Origin of the sequence: Pseudomonas haemolytica (assembly GCF_009659625.1) — a bacterium.
GTDB classification, from domain to species: domain Bacteria; phylum Pseudomonadota; class Gammaproteobacteria; order Pseudomonadales; family Pseudomonadaceae; genus Aquipseudomonas; species Aquipseudomonas haemolytica.
This window is the reverse complement of the sequence record NZ_VOIW01000005.1, coordinates 301,604-317,467: the sequence shown is the minus strand read 5'-3', so window position 1 is coordinate 317,467 and position 15,864 is coordinate 301,604. Positions and strand designations below refer to the sequence as shown.

Sequence of the window (15,864 nt, the reverse complement as noted above, 5' to 3'; positions counted from 1 at the left end):
GACCTGAATGGAGTTAGCACCATGAGCGACAACATCTTCACCGGCTGCATGCCTGCCCTGATGACCCCCTGCACCGCCAAGCGTAAGCCGGACTTCGACGCGCTGGTCGCCAAGGGCCGCGAACTGATCGATATCGGCATGAGCGCAGTGGTGTATTGCGGCTCCATGGGCGACTGGCCGTTGCTCACCGAAGCCGAACGCCAGGAAGGCGTGGCGCGCCTGGTCGCGGCTGGCGTACCGACCATCGTTGGCACCGGCGCGGTGAACAGCCGTGAGGCGGTGGCCCACGCAGCCCATGCCGCCAACGTCGGCGCCCATGGCTTGATGGTGATTCCGCGTGTGCTGTCCCGAGGGGCTTCGGTCACCGCACAAAAGGCCCACTTTGCGGCGATCCTCAACGCCGCGCCCAACCTGCCGGCGGTGATCTACAACAGCCCTTACTACGGTTTCGCCACCCGCGCCGATCTGTTCTTCGAACTGCGCCGCGAACACCCGAACCTGATCGGCTTCAAGGAGTTCGGCGGCGCTGCCGACCTGCGCTACGCCGCGGAAAACATCACCTCCCAGGACGATGACGTGACCCTGATGGTCGGCGTCGACACCCAGGTGGTACACGGTTTCGTCAACTGCAACGCCACCGGCGCCATCACCGGCATCGGCAACGCGCTGCCACGGGAAGTGCTGCAACTGGTGGCCCTGAGCAAAAAAGCCGCCAAGGGCGATGCCAAGGCCCGTCGCCAGGCCCGCGAACTGGAAGCCGCGCTGGCGGTGCTGTCGTCGTTCGATGAAGGCTGCGACCTGGTGCTGTATTACAAACACCTGATGGTCCTCAACGGGGATCAAGGTTACGCCCTGCACTTCAACGAAACCGATGTGCTCAGCGCTGCCCAGCGTCGGTATGCCGAGCAGCAGTACGCGTTGTTCCGCCAGTGGTACGCCAACTGGTCGGCTGAACAGAACGTCGCTTGATTTTCTGTAGGAGCGAGCTTGCTCGCTCCTACACCCCCCTAATTTCCAGGATGACCCCATGACTCTGACGGGCAAGATGCTGATCGGTCAGCAATCCCTTTCCGGCCATCGCGATGCGATCCGGGCCATCAACCCCGCCACCGACACGCCACTGGAACCCGCCTACGCCGGCGGCGATGGCGAACAGGTCGAGCAGGCCTGTGCACTGGCGTGGGACGCCTTCGACACGTACCGCGAAACCGCCTTGGCAGATCGCGCCAGGTTTCTTGAAACCATCGCCGACAACATCGAAGCCCTGGGCGATGAGCTGGTCGAACGCGCCAGCGCCGAAACCGGCCTGCCCAGCGCACGCATTCAAGGCGAACGCGGCCGCACGTGCGGCCAACTACGCGCCTTTGCCCGCACCGTGCGCCTGGGTGAATGGCTCGACGTGCGCGTCGATACTGCGCAACCCCAACGCCAACCCCTGCCCCGTGCCGACCTGCGCCAGCGCCATATCGCCCTGGGCCCGGTGGCAGTGTTTGGCGCCAGCAACTTTCCCCTGGCCTTCTCCGTGGCGGGCGGCGATACCGCCTCGGCACTGGCGGCCGGTTGCCCGGTGGTCGTAAAAGCTCACAGCGCTCACCCTGGCACCAGCGAGCTGGTGGGCCGCGCCATTGCGCAAGCGGTAAAACAGTGTGACTTGCCCGAGGGCGTGTTTTCACTGCTCTACGGCTCGGGTAACGAAGTGGGTATCGCCTTGGTGACCGACCCGCGGATCAAGGCCGTAGGCTTTACCGGTTCGCGCAGCGGCGGTGTCGCACTGTGCCAGGCCGCCCAGGCACGCCCGGAGCCGATCCCGGTGTACGCGGAAATGAGTTCGATCAACCCGGTGTACCTGTTTCCTGCCGCGCTTGAAGCACGGGCGCAAGCATTGGCCGAGGGGTTCGTCGCGTCGCTGACCCAGGGCGCCGGCCAGTTCTGCACCAACCCTGGGCTGGTGATCGCCCTGCAAGGCGCTGCCCTCGAGCGCTTTATCACAGTCGCCAGTGATTTGCTCCCCGGTTGCGCGGCCCAGACCATGCTCACCCCAGGCATCTTCAGTGCCTACGAAACCGGCGTAAGTACATTGGCCAAGCACGCCAAGGTCGCCGCCAAGGGCCTGGCGGCCAGCGGGCCGAACCAGGGCCAGGCCCACCTGTTCGTGACCCAGGCCCAGGCGTTCCTGAATAACGAACACCTGCAAGCCGAAGTCTTCGGCGCGACCTCGCTGGTGGTGGAATGCCGCGATGCCGAGCAAATGCGCCTGGTATCCGAACACCTGGAAGGTCAACTCACCGCCACCTTGCATGTGGATGAGCACGACCTGCCACAGGCCCGGGCGCTGTTGCCGGTGCTGGAGCGCAAGGCTGGGCGCCTGCTGGTCAACGGCTGGCCGACCGGCGTGGAAGTTTGCGACGCGATGGTGCACGGCGGGCCGTTCCCGGCGACGTCGGATGCGCGCAGTACCTCGGTGGGCACGGCGGCGATCCTGCGGTTCCTGCGCCCGGTGTGCTACCAGGACTTCCCGGACGCCTTGCTGCCCCACGCGCTCCAGCACAGCAACCCGCTGCTGTTGCGGCGCCTGCTCGACGGCCAGAGAGAGGCGTAGCCATGGCCCAACCCTATCAAGCAGACATCGTGGTGGTCGGCGCCGGCATTATCGGCGTCGCCTGTGCCTTGCAGCTGGCGCGCCAGGGCCGGCAAGTGCGGGTGATCGACGCGCAGGCGCCGGGCATGGGCGCCTCCTACGGCAACGCCGGTCACCTGGCGACAGAGCAGGTGTTTCCCATTGCGGACGTGTCGATCCTCAAGCGTTTGCCGGCCATGCTCCTGGACCCCATGGGCCCGCTACGCCTGGACTGGACCTACTTGCCCCGCGCCCTGCCCTGGTTTATCCGCCTGCTGCTGAACCTGCGGCCGGCGAGCTACCAGCGCACCGTAGCCGGCCTTCGCGCATTGAATGAAAGCAGCCTGGGTGCGTGGCAACGTTTGCTGCACTCCATTGGGCAAGCGCAACTGCTGCGTGAAGACGGTTCGCTGTTGGTGTTCGAGCGCGCCGAATCCCGCGTCGCCCTGGATGCATTGCAGCAACGCATGAGGCAGCAAGGCGTCGCTGTGGAATTCTGGAGCGGCGATGCGGTGCGCACGGCAGCGCCGCAATTGAGCGACGCGATTCAAGGCGGTTTGTTTTTCCCAAGTACCGGGCACTTTCTCGACCCCTACACCGTGGTCGGCGCGCTGGTGAACGCGGCCAAGGCCGAGGGTGTGCAATTCCACCAGCAACGGGTTTTGGATGGGCGTCTGGAAAACCGCGGCGTTTCGCTGATGACCGATCAAGGCGCATGGACAGCGCGCCAAGTACTGATCGCCTGCGGCGCCCACTCGGCCAGACTCACCGCCGCCCTGACCGGCAAACAGGTGCCCCTGGACACCGAGCGTGGCTACCACCTGATGCTGCCCCACGAGCACCAGCGCCTGCCCTTCGCCGTCACCTCGCTGGAACGCAAGTTCATCATGACGCCCATGACCGGTGGCTTGCGCCTGGCGGGAACGGTCGAATTCGCAGGCCTCAACCGCCCGGCGAATATGCAACGGGCCTGGCAACTGCACCGGTTGAGCAAAGGCCTGTTTCGCCATGAACTGAACGACCGCGACGCAACGCCCTGGATGGGCTTTCGGCCCTCCCTGCCCGACTCGTTGCCGATCATTGACCGGGTGTGCGAGGGCAAGGTGCTGCTTGCGTTTGGTCATCAGCATTTAGGGCTGACACAGGCGGCGGTGACGGCCGAGAGGGTTGGGCAGTTGGCGGCGGGAGAGCCAGTGGCTGAGTTAAGGCCCTATGGGCTGGATCGGTTCTGAAGCTTGCCCATGTAGGAGCGAGGCGCTGTATAACGCATCAGCAGCCTCTTGGATTTCATCGCGCATCCACAACCGGCCCAACCAACCGATAGGGATAGCGTGGACGCCATAATACGCACCCGCTAGTTGCCCCACGATTGCGGCGGTGGTGTCGGCGTCATCCCCAAGGTTTACTGCGGCGAGAACCGCTTCGGCAAAGCTGGCGCTGTTGTCGAAGCACCAGAATGCAGCCTCCAACGATGCCACCGCATAACCTGAACCAACGATTTCAGCGTGCGTCTTACCGCGGTAATCGCCGCGGGCAAGAGCCGCTACCTTAGGGGCAGACAGTGAGGTATTTGAGAATCTCAGCACTTGCTCCTTCGAAACACCCCCCAGGGCGTTGCTGACGGCCTCGGCCAGCAGCAGGCAACACTCGACTGCCTCCTGGGCCGCATGGGTAGTGCGTGAGCTTTGCGCGGCAAATAGGCGGATTTTCTCCAAATCAGGAAAGTAGAACAACACCACAGGCGCAAGACGCATCATCGAACCATTGCCGGCGGAATACGGATCCGTTGAACCCGCAAAAGCCTCGCCACTTTGCTGGAATGCCCCCAGCGCTTCGCGAACCGTCATGCCAATATCAAAACACTCTCCGGTGGAGCTCAAGTAGCCCCATTTCCACCAGTTCAGATAACGCCCCATCTGGTCTGTCGCGTCAAAGCCACCCTTGTGCAACAAGCTTTCGGCCAGACACAGTGCCATGGATGTGTCGTCAGTCCATTGGCCGGGTTTGAGATTGAACGGCCCACCTCCGAGCATATCCGTGACGGGGGAAAAGGTGCCACGAGGCATGAATTCAACCGTGGTGCCTACGGCGTCGCCACAGGCCAGCCCAAGCAAGCTGCCGCGATAACGATCTATAAGCGTGATGGCCATTGTCACTCCTTGAGAAAACCCTGCAACTGCGCCCATGCTACTTGACCAACCGCTTCTCCTTGGAGGGGCGATATCCGAAATACGCGCTGTAGCACTTGCTGAAATGGCTCGGCGAGACAAACCCGCACGCCACCAGCACGTCCACCTGGGATAACTCGGTGTGCTGCAACAGTCGTCGTGCTTCGGTCACCCGCAGTTCCATGTAGTAGCGCTGCGGCGTGGTGCCCAGTTGTTCTTTGAACAGACGCTCCAACTGGCGGCGGGAGCGGCCGGCGTAGACGGCGAGCTGGTCGAGTTCGAGGGGCTCTTCAAGGTTGGCGTCCATCAACTTCACCACTTCGCGCAGCGGTGCGCTGACACAGACGTTTTCGGTCGGTTTGATGCGGCGGTAGCGCGACTCTTCGAACGCCAGGATGTCTTCGATGCCTTCGACCAATGCTTTGCCATGCAGGCTCTTGATCCAGTCCAGGGCCATGTGGAAGGCACCGGAGGGGCTCGACGCGGTGAGGCGGTCGCGGTCGATCACATAGGGTTCGCTGGTAACCTGGGCCGCTTTTGACACTTCCGCCAGCGCTGGACGGTGTTCGGGGTGGATGGCGCAACGGTAGCCCTGCAACAGGCCGGCACGGCCGAGAAACCACGAACCGTTCCATAAACCCGCGAGGCTGATACCCGTTTCGGCTGCACTGCGCAACAGTTGGATGAACGGGTCGCTGGCCTTGAGTTCTGTACGAAAACCACCGCAGATGACCAGCAGGTCCAAGTCCTGCAAGGCCGCCAATTCAAGGCTGGCATCGGGGCGGATGACCAGGCCAAGGTCGCTGATGACTTCGCCTTCACCCCAGCCAAAAGTGCGCGAGGCGAACAGCTCGGGGCGTAGCAGGTTGGCGGTCACGAGGGTGTCGAGGGTCTGGGTGAAGGCAGGCAGGGAGAAGTGTTCAAGCAGCAGGAAACCGACGCGGGTGACCGACGATGATTGCTGGGAGGGGTCATTGAGGTAGCGCAGGTTCTTGCCTTGCATGCCACCGCTGAACTGGCGTCTTTCCATCGAGGGTTGGCCCACTCTTATTGTTGATGCAGTGGGCGCTATCTTAGGGGCAAACACCCTGGCTGTCTCAGGCGACGCACAGGGCTGATCTTGATAAAACCTGTTCGCTTGAAAAGCCGCGGCCCAGGCGCTGCCGGGCAATCTGATACGGTTTTTTCTTTGCCATCTGCGCCTGTATTGAAAACTGTGCGAGGCGGACAATAGGCCCCATCCCGACATTTCTGTCGCCCCCTTCCCTTCGGAGGCCTTATGACCAAGATGGCAATTTTCCTGTTCGGCTTTTTGGTGCTGACCATCGGTATCGGCTTGCTAGCAACTATCTCGCCGGTCTAGACAAACAGCATCGGGTACAGCGACAACACCAACAGCCCAGCCATGGACCAATTGAACACCCGCAACCAGCGCGGCTCGCGCAGCACATTGCGCAGGCCGCTGCCGCAGCCAACCCATACGCACACACTCGGCAGGTTCACCACGGCGAACACCAGGGCGATCACCAGCACATTGGTGACATAACCCTCGGCCGGCGTGTAGGTGGTGATCGCCCCCAGCGCCATGATCCACGCCTTGGGGTTGACCCACTGGAACGCCGCCGCGCCAAGGAACGTCATCGGTTTGCCCTGTTCATCCTGGCTGTCGGACATGCCACCCGCATTGGCGATCTTCCACGCCAGATACAGCAAGTACGCGGCGCCAACATAACGCAACAGCGTGTAGGCCCACGGGAACACCTTGAACACCTCGCCCAAGCCCAACCCCACGCAAATCACCAGCAGCATGAAGCCTATGCTGATCCCCAGCGCATGGGGCATCGAGCGGCGAAAGCCGAAGTTCACACCTGACGCCAGCAACATGGTGTTGTTGGGGCCGGGGGTGATCGAAGACACAAAAGCGAACAGCACAAAGGCTGATAACAAGCTGGTAGACATGAACATGGCGCGGCATCCGAGCATTGGTGGCATGCTTGCGACATTAATGGGTAATGGAGCGAGCCACCCCGTACAGATAGGGGTGAATCGAGGAATACACTTTGCGGCAAAACGACTGATACCTACAGCAACAACAGGCGCAGAAGCAGATGGAAGAGTTGATCCAAGGGCTCGACGGCCCCAGAACCGCCCAGCAAGAACTGTTTTACGACCTGGAAAATGCCGCGGCGGTTATCGGCTGGTCAGTGGTTGAACTGACGGCGCTGGCCGCCTGCGGTAGAACACCCAGTGAAGCGGTGGCGCTGATGAAAATGTGCGAACTGCTGACGGCGCAGCAGGAAAAGATTGGCCGGTACGCGGGTGAGGTGAAGGAGCAACGTATCATCCGCTCAGAGACTGTGTGAACGTCCACCAGGTCGAGTGCACTTTCATAAACTCAAAAAGGAATTTACGCGTGCCATTTTCATTGGAAGAAAGAACGGCTTTGCTCGCGCTCAAGGGTGTGGGCCCTACCGTCATTACTCGGTTGGAGCAGATGGGTATTGAGTCGATGGACGAACTCGCAAAAGCGGAGGTCGGGGATATTCTGGCGCAAGCCTCCGCGGCCTTGGGGTCTACGTGCTGGAAGAACAGCCCCCAGGCGCGGGCGGCGATCGCTGCGGCGGTAGAGCTTGCGAAGGCGGCAAGATGAAAAAACTCGGCAAGGAATGTGCAAAACCGAAAAGCACTCGAGCGTATACCAGCGCTGTAATCAGCCGGTATTAGTAACGTTCTTGCAACAGAGCTTCCGAATTCTGGTGCTTCTGCTCTCTTCACCACCTGCCTACCCTACCTCTTATCTTGACTATATGAAGAGGGAACAGGCTAATGAATAGATCAACAAACCCTGATATCGATTGCCCGCACTATGACTTTGTCGTCATTGGCGCGGGTTCGGCTGGGGCCGTCATGGCCAGCCGACTCAGCGAAGACCCGGAAAAATCCGTCTTGCTGATTGAGGCAGGCACCGCCTACACGTCTACAACCTTTCCCCCGAACATCGCATTGGCCCGTCATGTGGGCGGTGATGCAAGTTCCACCTGGCCCCACACGCTGAATATCGATTCATCGACGGCCACTGGCGGCTTGCGTGCAAAAATACTGGGTGGCGGTTCAGCTATCAATGCAGCGGCTTTCGCTCGGGCGCCAAGATCCGACTTCGATCGGTGGACGGCGGCAGGCTTGCAGGGTTGGAGCTATGAGCAAGTGCTTCCCTATTTCAAAAAATCTGAAACCAGCGATTTCGGTGATGATCAATGGCATGGGCGCAGCGGACCTATTCCTGTTCATCTGCGTAAAAAAACCGACTTGAGCAAAACCGCGCAAGCGTTCATTGATGCAGCGTTACAGGCCGGCTTCGATGACATCGACGATATCAACCAACCCTTTCCTAAGGGGGTAGGCATTTATCCACTGAATATCAAGGATGACACCAGCAATCCTGCGCCGGATAAAAACGACCGAGAGATTCGCGTCAACACTGCCATGGCTTATCTGACAGACAACGTTCGTCAGCGCAAAAACCTGCATATTCTGGATAACACTGAGATCGATAAGGTGCTGTTCAACAAGCTAACCGTGTGCGGCGTGCAGTTGATCAATGGCCGTAAAATCAGCGCTTCACAGGTTGTATTGACCGCCGGGGCCATTGGCAGCGCAGCGATCTTGCTTCGCTCCGGTATAGGCCCGAAAGAGCAACTTATCGCTCTGGGTATTCATTGGGTCGTCGATCTACCCGTTGGTCAAGCCTTGATGGATCAGCCAAATGTGTACCTGCAGGTGGCGATAGATGGCGATGGTGCGGTGTTGCCTGCTATCGGCGCAAAGGTCTGGGAACAATCGTCCATGGCTGCACCTAACCAACTCGACATTTACCTTGGCTTCAATCACTTTGCCAATTTGGCTCAGTCTCCTACTGGCAAAGCCTTCGGCGTGATTGCGTGTGCCTGTCGCCCTCAAGCACGCGGCAAACTTGAGCTGATAAGCGCAAAGCCGCAGGCATTACCGCGGGTTAGTCTCAACCTGCTGTCCGTTGAGTCTGATATTCAAATATTGTTAGACGCCGTGGGCATGATGCGCAAAATACTGGCGCAAGAACCGCTGAAAAGACAGACCGTGTCAATGAGCTTTTCCGATGGCAGCAGAGTCCCAACCGATATCGAGCAACTGAAGCAAGCCATCGTTAAACATGTCGACTCAACCCTCCATGTAACCTCCAGCGCCCCAATGGGACAAGCCGATGACCCACTGGCTGTGGTGGATGAGCAAGGTCGAGTGCGAGGCGTAAATGGACTGAGAGTGGCCGATGCCTCGATTTTCCCGGATGTGCCTTCAGTCGCGACGAACCCTACAGTGATCATGGCCGCCGAATACATTGCCGACATGATTCGGCGAGCAGCTCCGTTGGAAGCCTGACAGGCAATGAGCCTGCAGCCGTTTTGCATGGCTGCAGGCTAAACAGAGTCGGGGCTGCCCTACACTTCCACGATTTCACGCTGGGTCTCATCCAGAAAATCCAGAAAAGCACGTATGGCTGGGCGCATCCCCTTACGGGACAGCACGACTGCGTAATAGGTGGCCGATTTGGCATGCCACTCAGGCAATACGGCGGCCAATCGACCTTCGTCCAAATGGCTTTTGCACATGAAACGCGGCAAGAGCCCAATCCCCAAGCCCTCTATTGCTGCGTCACGCAATGTATCCAGGTCGTCGCTGATCAAGCGCGGCAGGTGCTCTATGGATTTGTGGGAGCCTTCAGGTGCCTGCAACATCCAATTGTGCCGGCCAGTGCTGGAACTGATATCCAACGTCGCCACACTCGACAGGTCATCCGGCCCCGCTATAGGAAAGCGTTCAAGAAAGCTCGGTGAGGCGACGAGGATACGTGCCACCCTGGCCAAGGGCTTGACGATCACGCCGCCAGGCTCGTCCATGTCCGAACGCACACGCAGCGCCAGATCGATGCCTTCGGCATAGAGATCAATAGCCCGATTCGTCACCACCATTTCTAGCCTGACGTCCGGGTATCGGGCCAGAAAACCGCTTAGCCGCGGTCTTATAAGATGCAATGAAACACTGACGGGGCAACCAACCCGAATCAGACCGTGAGGATTGGAGCGCACCTGAGCAATGGTATCGCGTGCAGCGTCCAGCTCCTCAAGAATCGCTTGGCAATGCGGCAGGAGCAGTTGTCCAGAGTTCGTCAGGGACAGCTTGCGGGTGGACCGCTCTATCAATCGCACGTCCAGCTTTTTCTCCAACGCATCTACATGCCTGGAAAGCAGTGACTTGGACACGCCTAACTCACGACTGGCACCCGAAAAGCTTCCAAACTCCGCAACGCATGCGAAGTAAAACAGGTCTTCCAGCCCTCCCGCTTCGCGGGTCAGCTGAATCGAAGACGCAACGATGTTTCGCATGCCGGCTACCTGTTTTGCATTCAGTATTCACACTATCATTACTTAAGCGGCTCAAGATTAGAAGTTAAGCGACGCGGCTCTGCGGATGTGGCTGAAACGTACATCCGACAGAGCCGCAAACGGCGTGCCGGGGAAGCTCCATGGCTTGGGTGTTAAATACCCACCACTGACGCGCCCTGCCCGTTCTCTACATTCCACTTGCCTGATCTTCGATAGGCACTGGCAGTGGCATAGGTATCCTCAAAAAACTGAAAGTAGACGATTTTGCTGTTTCTTACTTTGGCATGAATGGAAAATGGCGTCTGTATGAGACTACCAATCTTCTTGCCGCTATAAGTAAACCAGCCAAACGCTGCAACATCCTCTCCGACCCCGAACACCTTATCCACACTAAACTCACCAAAATCACAGTAGCCCCCGATAACGTCCTGCATCCTGACGTACTCTGCGACGCCATGGTGCTCGCCTGCCCAAGGCATGATCTTTCTCAACTCTTCGTTATGTTTATTAAGAGAAACGTAGTGGACATTGTCATCCAAATACTTTTGATAGTTTTCGCCGGACAACAAGGCCTGCATAAACGCGGTAAGCACGCCAGCATTACTACCTTCAGGTTCGCGCTGTTCAGCGGTGTGGGTTGGTAACTCTTTGCGTGGGCTCATACTGTTCTCTCTATTCAGGGCAATACAAAAATAATGCACACCCAATATCCCACGCTGCGGACATTTTGATTAGCGACAGCGATGCAACACTCTGTATCGCGAATACCTCGCGACAGGCCGGCATGCACAATGTGCTCATGGATACCGGCCTGATGTTGATCTTGTTTACTTACCCGTCCCAGAAGCATCCTGCTCGACCACCAGATCTAAGACATAGACCTTCGAAGGCGCGTCTGCTGGCGGGTTCTTCCATTCATATTCCTTAACCCGCAGCACGGTGCGCACGCCGTCATGGTGGTCGAAGCCTTCGATAGACTGATACAGCGGATGCCATGTGTCCTGGGTCGCGAGTTGCAGGCCCGCGTCGTCATAGCGGCGCTCACGCACTTGCAAACACTGATAGCCAGGGATCAAAGGATGACTGCACTTGACAGTCTTGGCAGCTACCTCCAGGAACTTGACCTCACCCTTACTACCGTAGCGGGTCTCTGGGGTGGCCTCGCCCTGCAGCTTGAGCACCGAGCCATCCGCTGTAGTCAGTTGCAGCATCGGCTCCGCGTTATCGCCGGTGATGACGGCGCGCAGATCACCCTTGAACAGTCGACCTACCTGAGCGTCAAGCTCCATCAGGCTCTTGTCGCAGGCCATAAGCGTAGAGGCCAGTGGCTGCACCTTCAGAACCCCTGCCTGATAGTGATAGCCGCCGAACTGGCGATTGCAACCACCGCTGATATTCAGGTTCTGGTCACCGAATGAAACGCGCAACTTGCGCTCGATGCCTTTATCCAGAGCGACGAGAGGTTTGCCCGAAGCATCAGTTGCCGAGACCAGGTTCCAGTAGTAAGCGGATAATGCTGGCTGGGCTACAGCCGTCGAGGTAGTCATGGGCATGGAAGGTGATTCTTCATGGCTTTTGGTCGGGGCGGCACAGCCTTGGATCAGTGCAGCACAAACGGCCACGAGAAGAATTTTCTGTTTCATGGTTCACTCTTTCAGCTTGATGAGTACGGGCGTTACCCTGCGTTGGCAGGATAAACGCGCGGCGAAACCGGCACGTTGAGGTCGCTGAGGCATTGACTGAGCGTAGACCCAATGCCCGCTCGAGCGAAGTCGTCGTTGACCGATAGCAATCGGACATCATCTGCTTCGTTCAGTTTCCCTGAATAAGGGCGCTGGTAGGGTTGCCAAATCCCAGATAATAAAAAACCCCGTAGACGTTAATCTACGGGGTTTTTAAGAGTGGAGGCCGAGGTCGGAATCGAACCGGCGTAGGCGGATTTGCAATCCGCTGCATAACCATTTTGCTACTCGGCCTCAAACGGTCAATGCCCTTGTCGCTGACATTCACCGCATACAAACTTGAGTGGGCTATGTGAAGCGCGCCTCTACTCTAACTCATTGAATACATTGAAGTTTTTAAAGCTTCGTTGCGTTCGATGGGCGCCATTATGTACTTATTTGCCTATGCCTGCAACCCCTTGATTTCAAAAAATATTCTGCCTTGGCATCAAGGGGTTGCGGGTCTGCCCTACTCCTTCACTGTCTGGATTTGGTACTGCGGATCAGCCTTGATCTGGGCGTCGGTGAACGGCAATGGGCGCAGGTTTTTCTTGGAGAAGGCTTGGGTCTGGTCCTTTGAGTAGTTGGACGCAGGGTTGCTGGATTCGGAGAACGCCAGTACGCCTATGGCGTTGGGGCCTTTGTCGTCGAAGGTGACGATTTGCAGGTAGCTGGTGCCGCTGACCACTTCGCGTTTGCCGTCGGCGCGGGGGACGGTTTGCATGGCGTTGTAGATGCCCAGTTCTTGCGGGCCGCCGTGGATGGGGGTTTGACCGGAGACTTGGATGTCACCCCAGCGGCTCAGGCCGAGTTTGTCGACGTCTGCGCTGGAGGCCAGCATGGCTTCGCGCAGGGCCTTGGCGACGGGGGCGCGGTCGATGGCGAGGCCGGTTGGGGTGGTGAGCGGGTGGGCTGGGTCGAAGGCGACGCGCCAGGCGTCGGGGACTTGCTGCAGGTGCTGCATCAGGTTGATGAAGTGCACCAGGCCCACGCCGCTGTCGAGGTTGGCGCGCTGGTCCCAGTTTTTCAGGCTGCTGCACAGCGGCTGTAGTGCCGCGGCATCGGCGCCCAGGTGTTTGGCGCAGAACGTCAGCAGGTCGGGCATGACTTGGCTCGCCAGGTACACCTCGTTGCCCATGACCATGTTTTGCAGGTCTGCGACGCCGATGGGGTGTTTGTCCAGGGACTGCAAGCGCTGGATAGCGAAGCGCGCACGTGGGCCGAGGCCGATGTTGTCCTGGCTGATCACCGGCGAGAAGCCTGTCAGCGGCGCCTTGGGGTTGGCCAGCCAGGCGGAGTCGTTGGAATGCTGCACGTAGTCGGTGCGTTGCAGCTGGGGCAACTGATCGGCCGGGAAGATGCCGGCCTGGGCCGCACGCGGGTCGATGTCCCAGGCGCAGGCACTGTGGGCGCCGTCGAGCATGATCATTTGCAGCCCGGCCCGTGGGTCGCTGCACTGGGCGAGCTTGGCGGCGCTGACGTTGGGCACCACTGACAGGTTCATGTACAGGCTTTGGCCCTGGTCATCGGCGGCCAGGGTGTTGACCCATGGAATGCCTTGCAGGGTGTGCACCGAGGTTTGCAGTTCCTTGAGGCTGCCGGCGCGGTTCACCGCATACCACTGTTGCAGTACCCGGTCGTTGCCCAGGTTGGCATCGCGCAGGCTAAAGGCGTAATGGCTGTCCCAGTCGAGCTTGCCGGGCCATTGCACCACGGGGCCGAACTGCGAACTGTAGACGTTATGGGTCACGCCCTTGAGGCTGCCATCGGCTTGCTTGACCTGTACCGTCACGGCCTTCTTGTCCAAGGGGATGGATTTGCCATCAAGCATGTAGCGGGTGGAATCCTTGGGGTCGAGGGTCAGGCGGTACAGGGTGAAATGCTTGGACGTGTCCACCGTATGGGTCCACGCCAGGTGCTGGTTGAAGCCGATATTCACCACCGGCAGGCCGGGCAACGCGGCGCCCATCACATCCAACTGGCCCGGGATGGTCAGGTGCATCTCGTAAAAACGCATGCCGCCTACCCAGGGAAAGTGCGGGTTGGCCAGCAACATGCCGCGGCCATTGAACGAACGGTCACGGCCCACGGCGACGGCATTGCTGCCTCGGTCCAGGGTGAAGCGTTGCTGGTTGGCCGCGGCCAGCTCAAATGCCTTGGCGCTCGGTTGCACACCGGCGGTGGCCTGAGGCGGAGTCGCGCCCACCAAGGCTTCGGCGAACTGGCCGACGCCTCCTTCCACCAACAGCCTGCGGGTCAACTTCACCAGGTCTTCAACCACCAAGGGTCGCACCCAGGCTGCCTTACACTGTGCAGGCGCGCCCTGCTCCTTGAGATAACGGTTGTAGCCGGCCACATAGCCCTGGATGCGCTGCTGCATCTGCGGGCTTTGCGCCTTCCAGAATGCGGCCACCGCGGACGGTGTATTGAGCCAGGTGAAGAACACATCGCTAGCGAGGTTGTTGCGCTCTTCCAGGGTGGCTTGTTCGGGACCGAAAAACCTGGCGCGCTCGCCATTGACCGTGACCACTTCATTGGCCAGCAGGCACAAGTTGTCCTGGGCATAGGCGTAACCGATACCGACCCCCAGGCCACGCTCGTCGTTGGCGCGAATATGCGGCACGCCATAACTGGTACGCCGGATATCCGCCGACGCCTGTGTCACTTGTTCCCGTGCCGATACGGCCAGGCTCAACCCCAGCAACAGCCCTGCTACGCCTACCCTGGACAACCCGTTGGAAATAATCACGCCGACTCCACAGTCAAATTGAACACCCTCACGAGGGATAGTTACCCCACCGTAATAACGCAAACAGCGAAGAGTAATTTAGCCGGGAGAGGTGTTTAACCGTGGCGATTAATGAGTGACAAATTCTATACCGATGAATTTTCTACACGCATCGATTCATGATTTGCGTCACTCGTTCGTCTTAGTACCTAAGAGCGCCATCTTTTTCTTGATCAGGCTCTGAAAAGGAGTTTTTGCATGTATAACCCGCAAGTGCCCACGGATGGACATTCACCGAACGCCGATGCCGACTTTGGCGACGGCGCACGAGCGTTCGGCAAAGTACCCGAACAGGGCAACCAGCGTATTCGCCATTTGCTCAAGTGTTTCGGTTTGCGCACCAGCCTGATTCGGCTGAAGGTCATCGACGCCCTGCTCACCGCTGCCGACAACCAGCGCACCCTGGGGGTGCGGGGCGTGCACAGCCACTTGCTGGAACTGGGCATCCCATTGTCGTTTCTCAGCGTGCGCGAGGTGCTCAAGCGCCTGTGCAGCGAGGGCGTGATCACCCTCAATGCCGATAAGAGCTACAGCCTCCATGCAGAGGCTGCCAAAGTGCTCGAAGGTCGCGCCTGACTCAGAAGTTGGGCTTGACCTTGCGGCGCATGATGCCGTTGATCACCACCACTACCACGGCAATCGCAATGGCCAGGTACTGGAAGGTTTTTTCGCTGATAACCCCGGTGTTCTGCAGATAGGAAAGACCAAACATCGCCCCCAGCACTACCAGGGAAATCAGAATCGAGTATTTCAAGCGTTGCTTTTGGGTCATGACGGGTTCCTGAAACTGAAAATGTATCCACTTTGAATCGCTGAACATGCCAGGCACATACCCGTTAACGGGGGTGGACTGGAATCGCCAGGGCCACATGTTACAGGCGATGAAAAGCTTTGGCTCGTTCTGCGCCAGATTTACTGATCAGACAGCGTCTCGCTTTCCAGAGCGCAAAGCGCGACGCTTTGCCCCGACAACACCCTCCCGCCTTTATCCCAACCAGTGCGTCGTAACCACCTGCCTCAGCCTGCCAAATAGCTCACGTGGCTAACCCAACCTGTTCGTCTTTAGTCACAAAAATTGCGCTCCCCCATCCGGAACCGTCCGACGGACTGATCTCACCTAAACGAAGCCCATTAAGGAAGAGTCGCCACGCGA

15 protein-coding genes and 1 tRNA gene are annotated in these 15,864 nt (G+C 59.0%); 7 read left to right on the top strand and 9 right to left on the bottom strand.

The window, feature by feature from the left end; all coding sequences use genetic code 11:
* Positions 1-21 precede the first annotated feature (21 nt).
* From FRT59_RS18050 to FRT59_RS18040, 3 genes are read left to right on the top strand one after another with little or no spacing between them, the layout of a single operon-like run.
* Positions 22-969, top strand: a complete 948-nt coding sequence (locus tag FRT59_RS18050; protein ID WP_034119768.1) for a dihydrodipicolinate synthase family protein — start codon at positions 22-24, stop codon at positions 967-969.
* A 58-nt stretch (positions 970-1,027) separates the two neighbouring features.
* On the top strand, positions 1,028-2,599 hold the full coding sequence (locus tag FRT59_RS18045; RefSeq protein ID WP_153871900.1) for an aldehyde dehydrogenase (NADP(+)): 1,572 nt from the start codon (positions 1,028-1,030) through the stop codon (positions 2,597-2,599).
* Positions 2,600-2,601: 2 nt separating this feature from the next.
* Complete coding sequence (locus FRT59_RS18040; protein ID WP_153839645.1) at positions 2,602-3,849, top strand: NAD(P)/FAD-dependent oxidoreductase; 1,248 nt, start codon at positions 2,602-2,604, stop codon at positions 3,847-3,849.
* Here the strand turns inward: FRT59_RS18040 and FRT59_RS18035 are convergent.
* The 3 genes from FRT59_RS18035 to FRT59_RS18025 form a co-directional block, all read right to left on the bottom strand.
* Entirely contained in the window at positions 3,820-4,767 is a 948-nt protein-coding gene (locus FRT59_RS18035; protein WP_153871899.1) for an ADP-ribosylglycohydrolase family protein, read from the bottom strand. The genes FRT59_RS18040 and FRT59_RS18035 overlap by 30 nt on opposite strands.
* Positions 4,768-4,804: 37 nt before the next feature.
* Complete coding sequence (locus tag FRT59_RS18030) at positions 4,805-5,788, bottom strand: GlxA family transcriptional regulator (RefSeq protein WP_153839735.1); 984 nt, start codon at positions 5,786-5,788, stop codon at positions 4,805-4,807.
* Positions 5,789-6,144: 356 nt separating this feature from the next.
* Positions 6,145-6,750: a LysE family translocator gene (locus tag FRT59_RS18025; protein WP_034119774.1), complete on the bottom strand. Its 606-nt coding sequence runs from the start codon at positions 6,748-6,750 to the stop codon at positions 6,145-6,147.
* Positions 6,751-6,893: 143 nt separating this feature from the next.
* Between FRT59_RS18025 and FRT59_RS18020 the strand changes: the two genes are divergently transcribed.
* The 3 genes from FRT59_RS18020 (at position 6,894) to FRT59_RS18010 (ending at position 9,198) form a co-directional block, all read left to right on the top strand.
* Positions 6,894-7,148, top strand: coding sequence for a hypothetical protein (locus FRT59_RS18020; RefSeq protein WP_153871898.1), 255 nt, complete (start codon positions 6,894-6,896; stop codon positions 7,146-7,148).
* Positions 7,149-7,198: 50 nt separating this feature from the next.
* Positions 7,199-7,435, top strand: coding sequence for a helix-hairpin-helix domain-containing protein (locus FRT59_RS18015; RefSeq protein ID WP_198809742.1), 237 nt, complete (start codon positions 7,199-7,201; stop codon positions 7,433-7,435).
* Positions 7,436-7,611: 176 nt separating this feature from the next.
* A complete protein-coding gene (locus FRT59_RS18010; RefSeq protein WP_153871897.1) occupies positions 7,612-9,198 on the top strand; it encodes a GMC family oxidoreductase in 1,587 nt (528 codons plus the stop codon).
* Between the two features lie 59 nt (positions 9,199-9,257).
* Here the strand turns inward: FRT59_RS18010 and FRT59_RS18005 are convergent, their stop codons facing one another.
* The 5 genes from FRT59_RS18005 to pvdQ form a co-directional block, all read right to left on the bottom strand.
* A complete protein-coding gene (locus tag FRT59_RS18005) occupies positions 9,258-10,202 on the bottom strand; it encodes a LysR family transcriptional regulator (RefSeq protein ID WP_153871896.1) in 945 nt (314 codons plus the stop codon).
* 152 nt (positions 10,203-10,354) lie between these two features.
* Positions 10,355-10,864, bottom strand: a complete 510-nt coding sequence (locus FRT59_RS18000; RefSeq protein WP_153871895.1) for a nuclear transport factor 2 family protein — start codon at positions 10,862-10,864, stop codon at positions 10,355-10,357.
* Between the two features lie 165 nt (positions 10,865-11,029).
* The gene (locus tag FRT59_RS17995; RefSeq protein ID WP_153871894.1) at positions 11,030-11,845 is read right to left on the bottom strand and encodes an META and DUF4377 domain-containing protein; all 816 of its coding nucleotides are present in this window, start codon (positions 11,843-11,845) and stop codon (positions 11,030-11,032) included.
* A 259-nt stretch (positions 11,846-12,104) separates the two neighbouring features.
* Positions 12,105-12,178 (bottom strand) — tRNA-Cys (locus FRT59_RS17990).
* A gap of 214 nt (positions 12,179-12,392) precedes the next feature.
* Positions 12,393-14,672, bottom strand: coding sequence for a bifunctional acylase PvdQ (gene pvdQ, locus FRT59_RS17985; protein ID WP_198809784.1), 2,280 nt, complete (start codon positions 14,670-14,672; stop codon positions 12,393-12,395).
* Positions 14,673-14,909: 237 nt separating this feature from the next.
* Between pvdQ and FRT59_RS17980 the strand changes: the two genes are divergently transcribed.
* Positions 14,910-15,287, top strand: coding sequence for a fe2+ zn2+ uptake regulation protein (locus tag FRT59_RS17980; RefSeq protein WP_034119782.1), 378 nt, complete (start codon positions 14,910-14,912; stop codon positions 15,285-15,287).
* Position 15,288: 1 nt separating this feature from the next.
* Here FRT59_RS17980 and FRT59_RS17975 read toward each other — a convergent pair whose 3' ends face one another.
* Positions 15,289-15,483 carry a hypothetical protein gene (locus FRT59_RS17975; protein WP_034119783.1) on the bottom strand — a complete coding sequence of 65 codons (195 nt, stop codon included), beginning with the start codon at positions 15,481-15,483 and terminating at the stop codon, positions 15,289-15,291.
* Between the last annotated feature and the right edge of the window lie 381 nt (positions 15,484-15,864).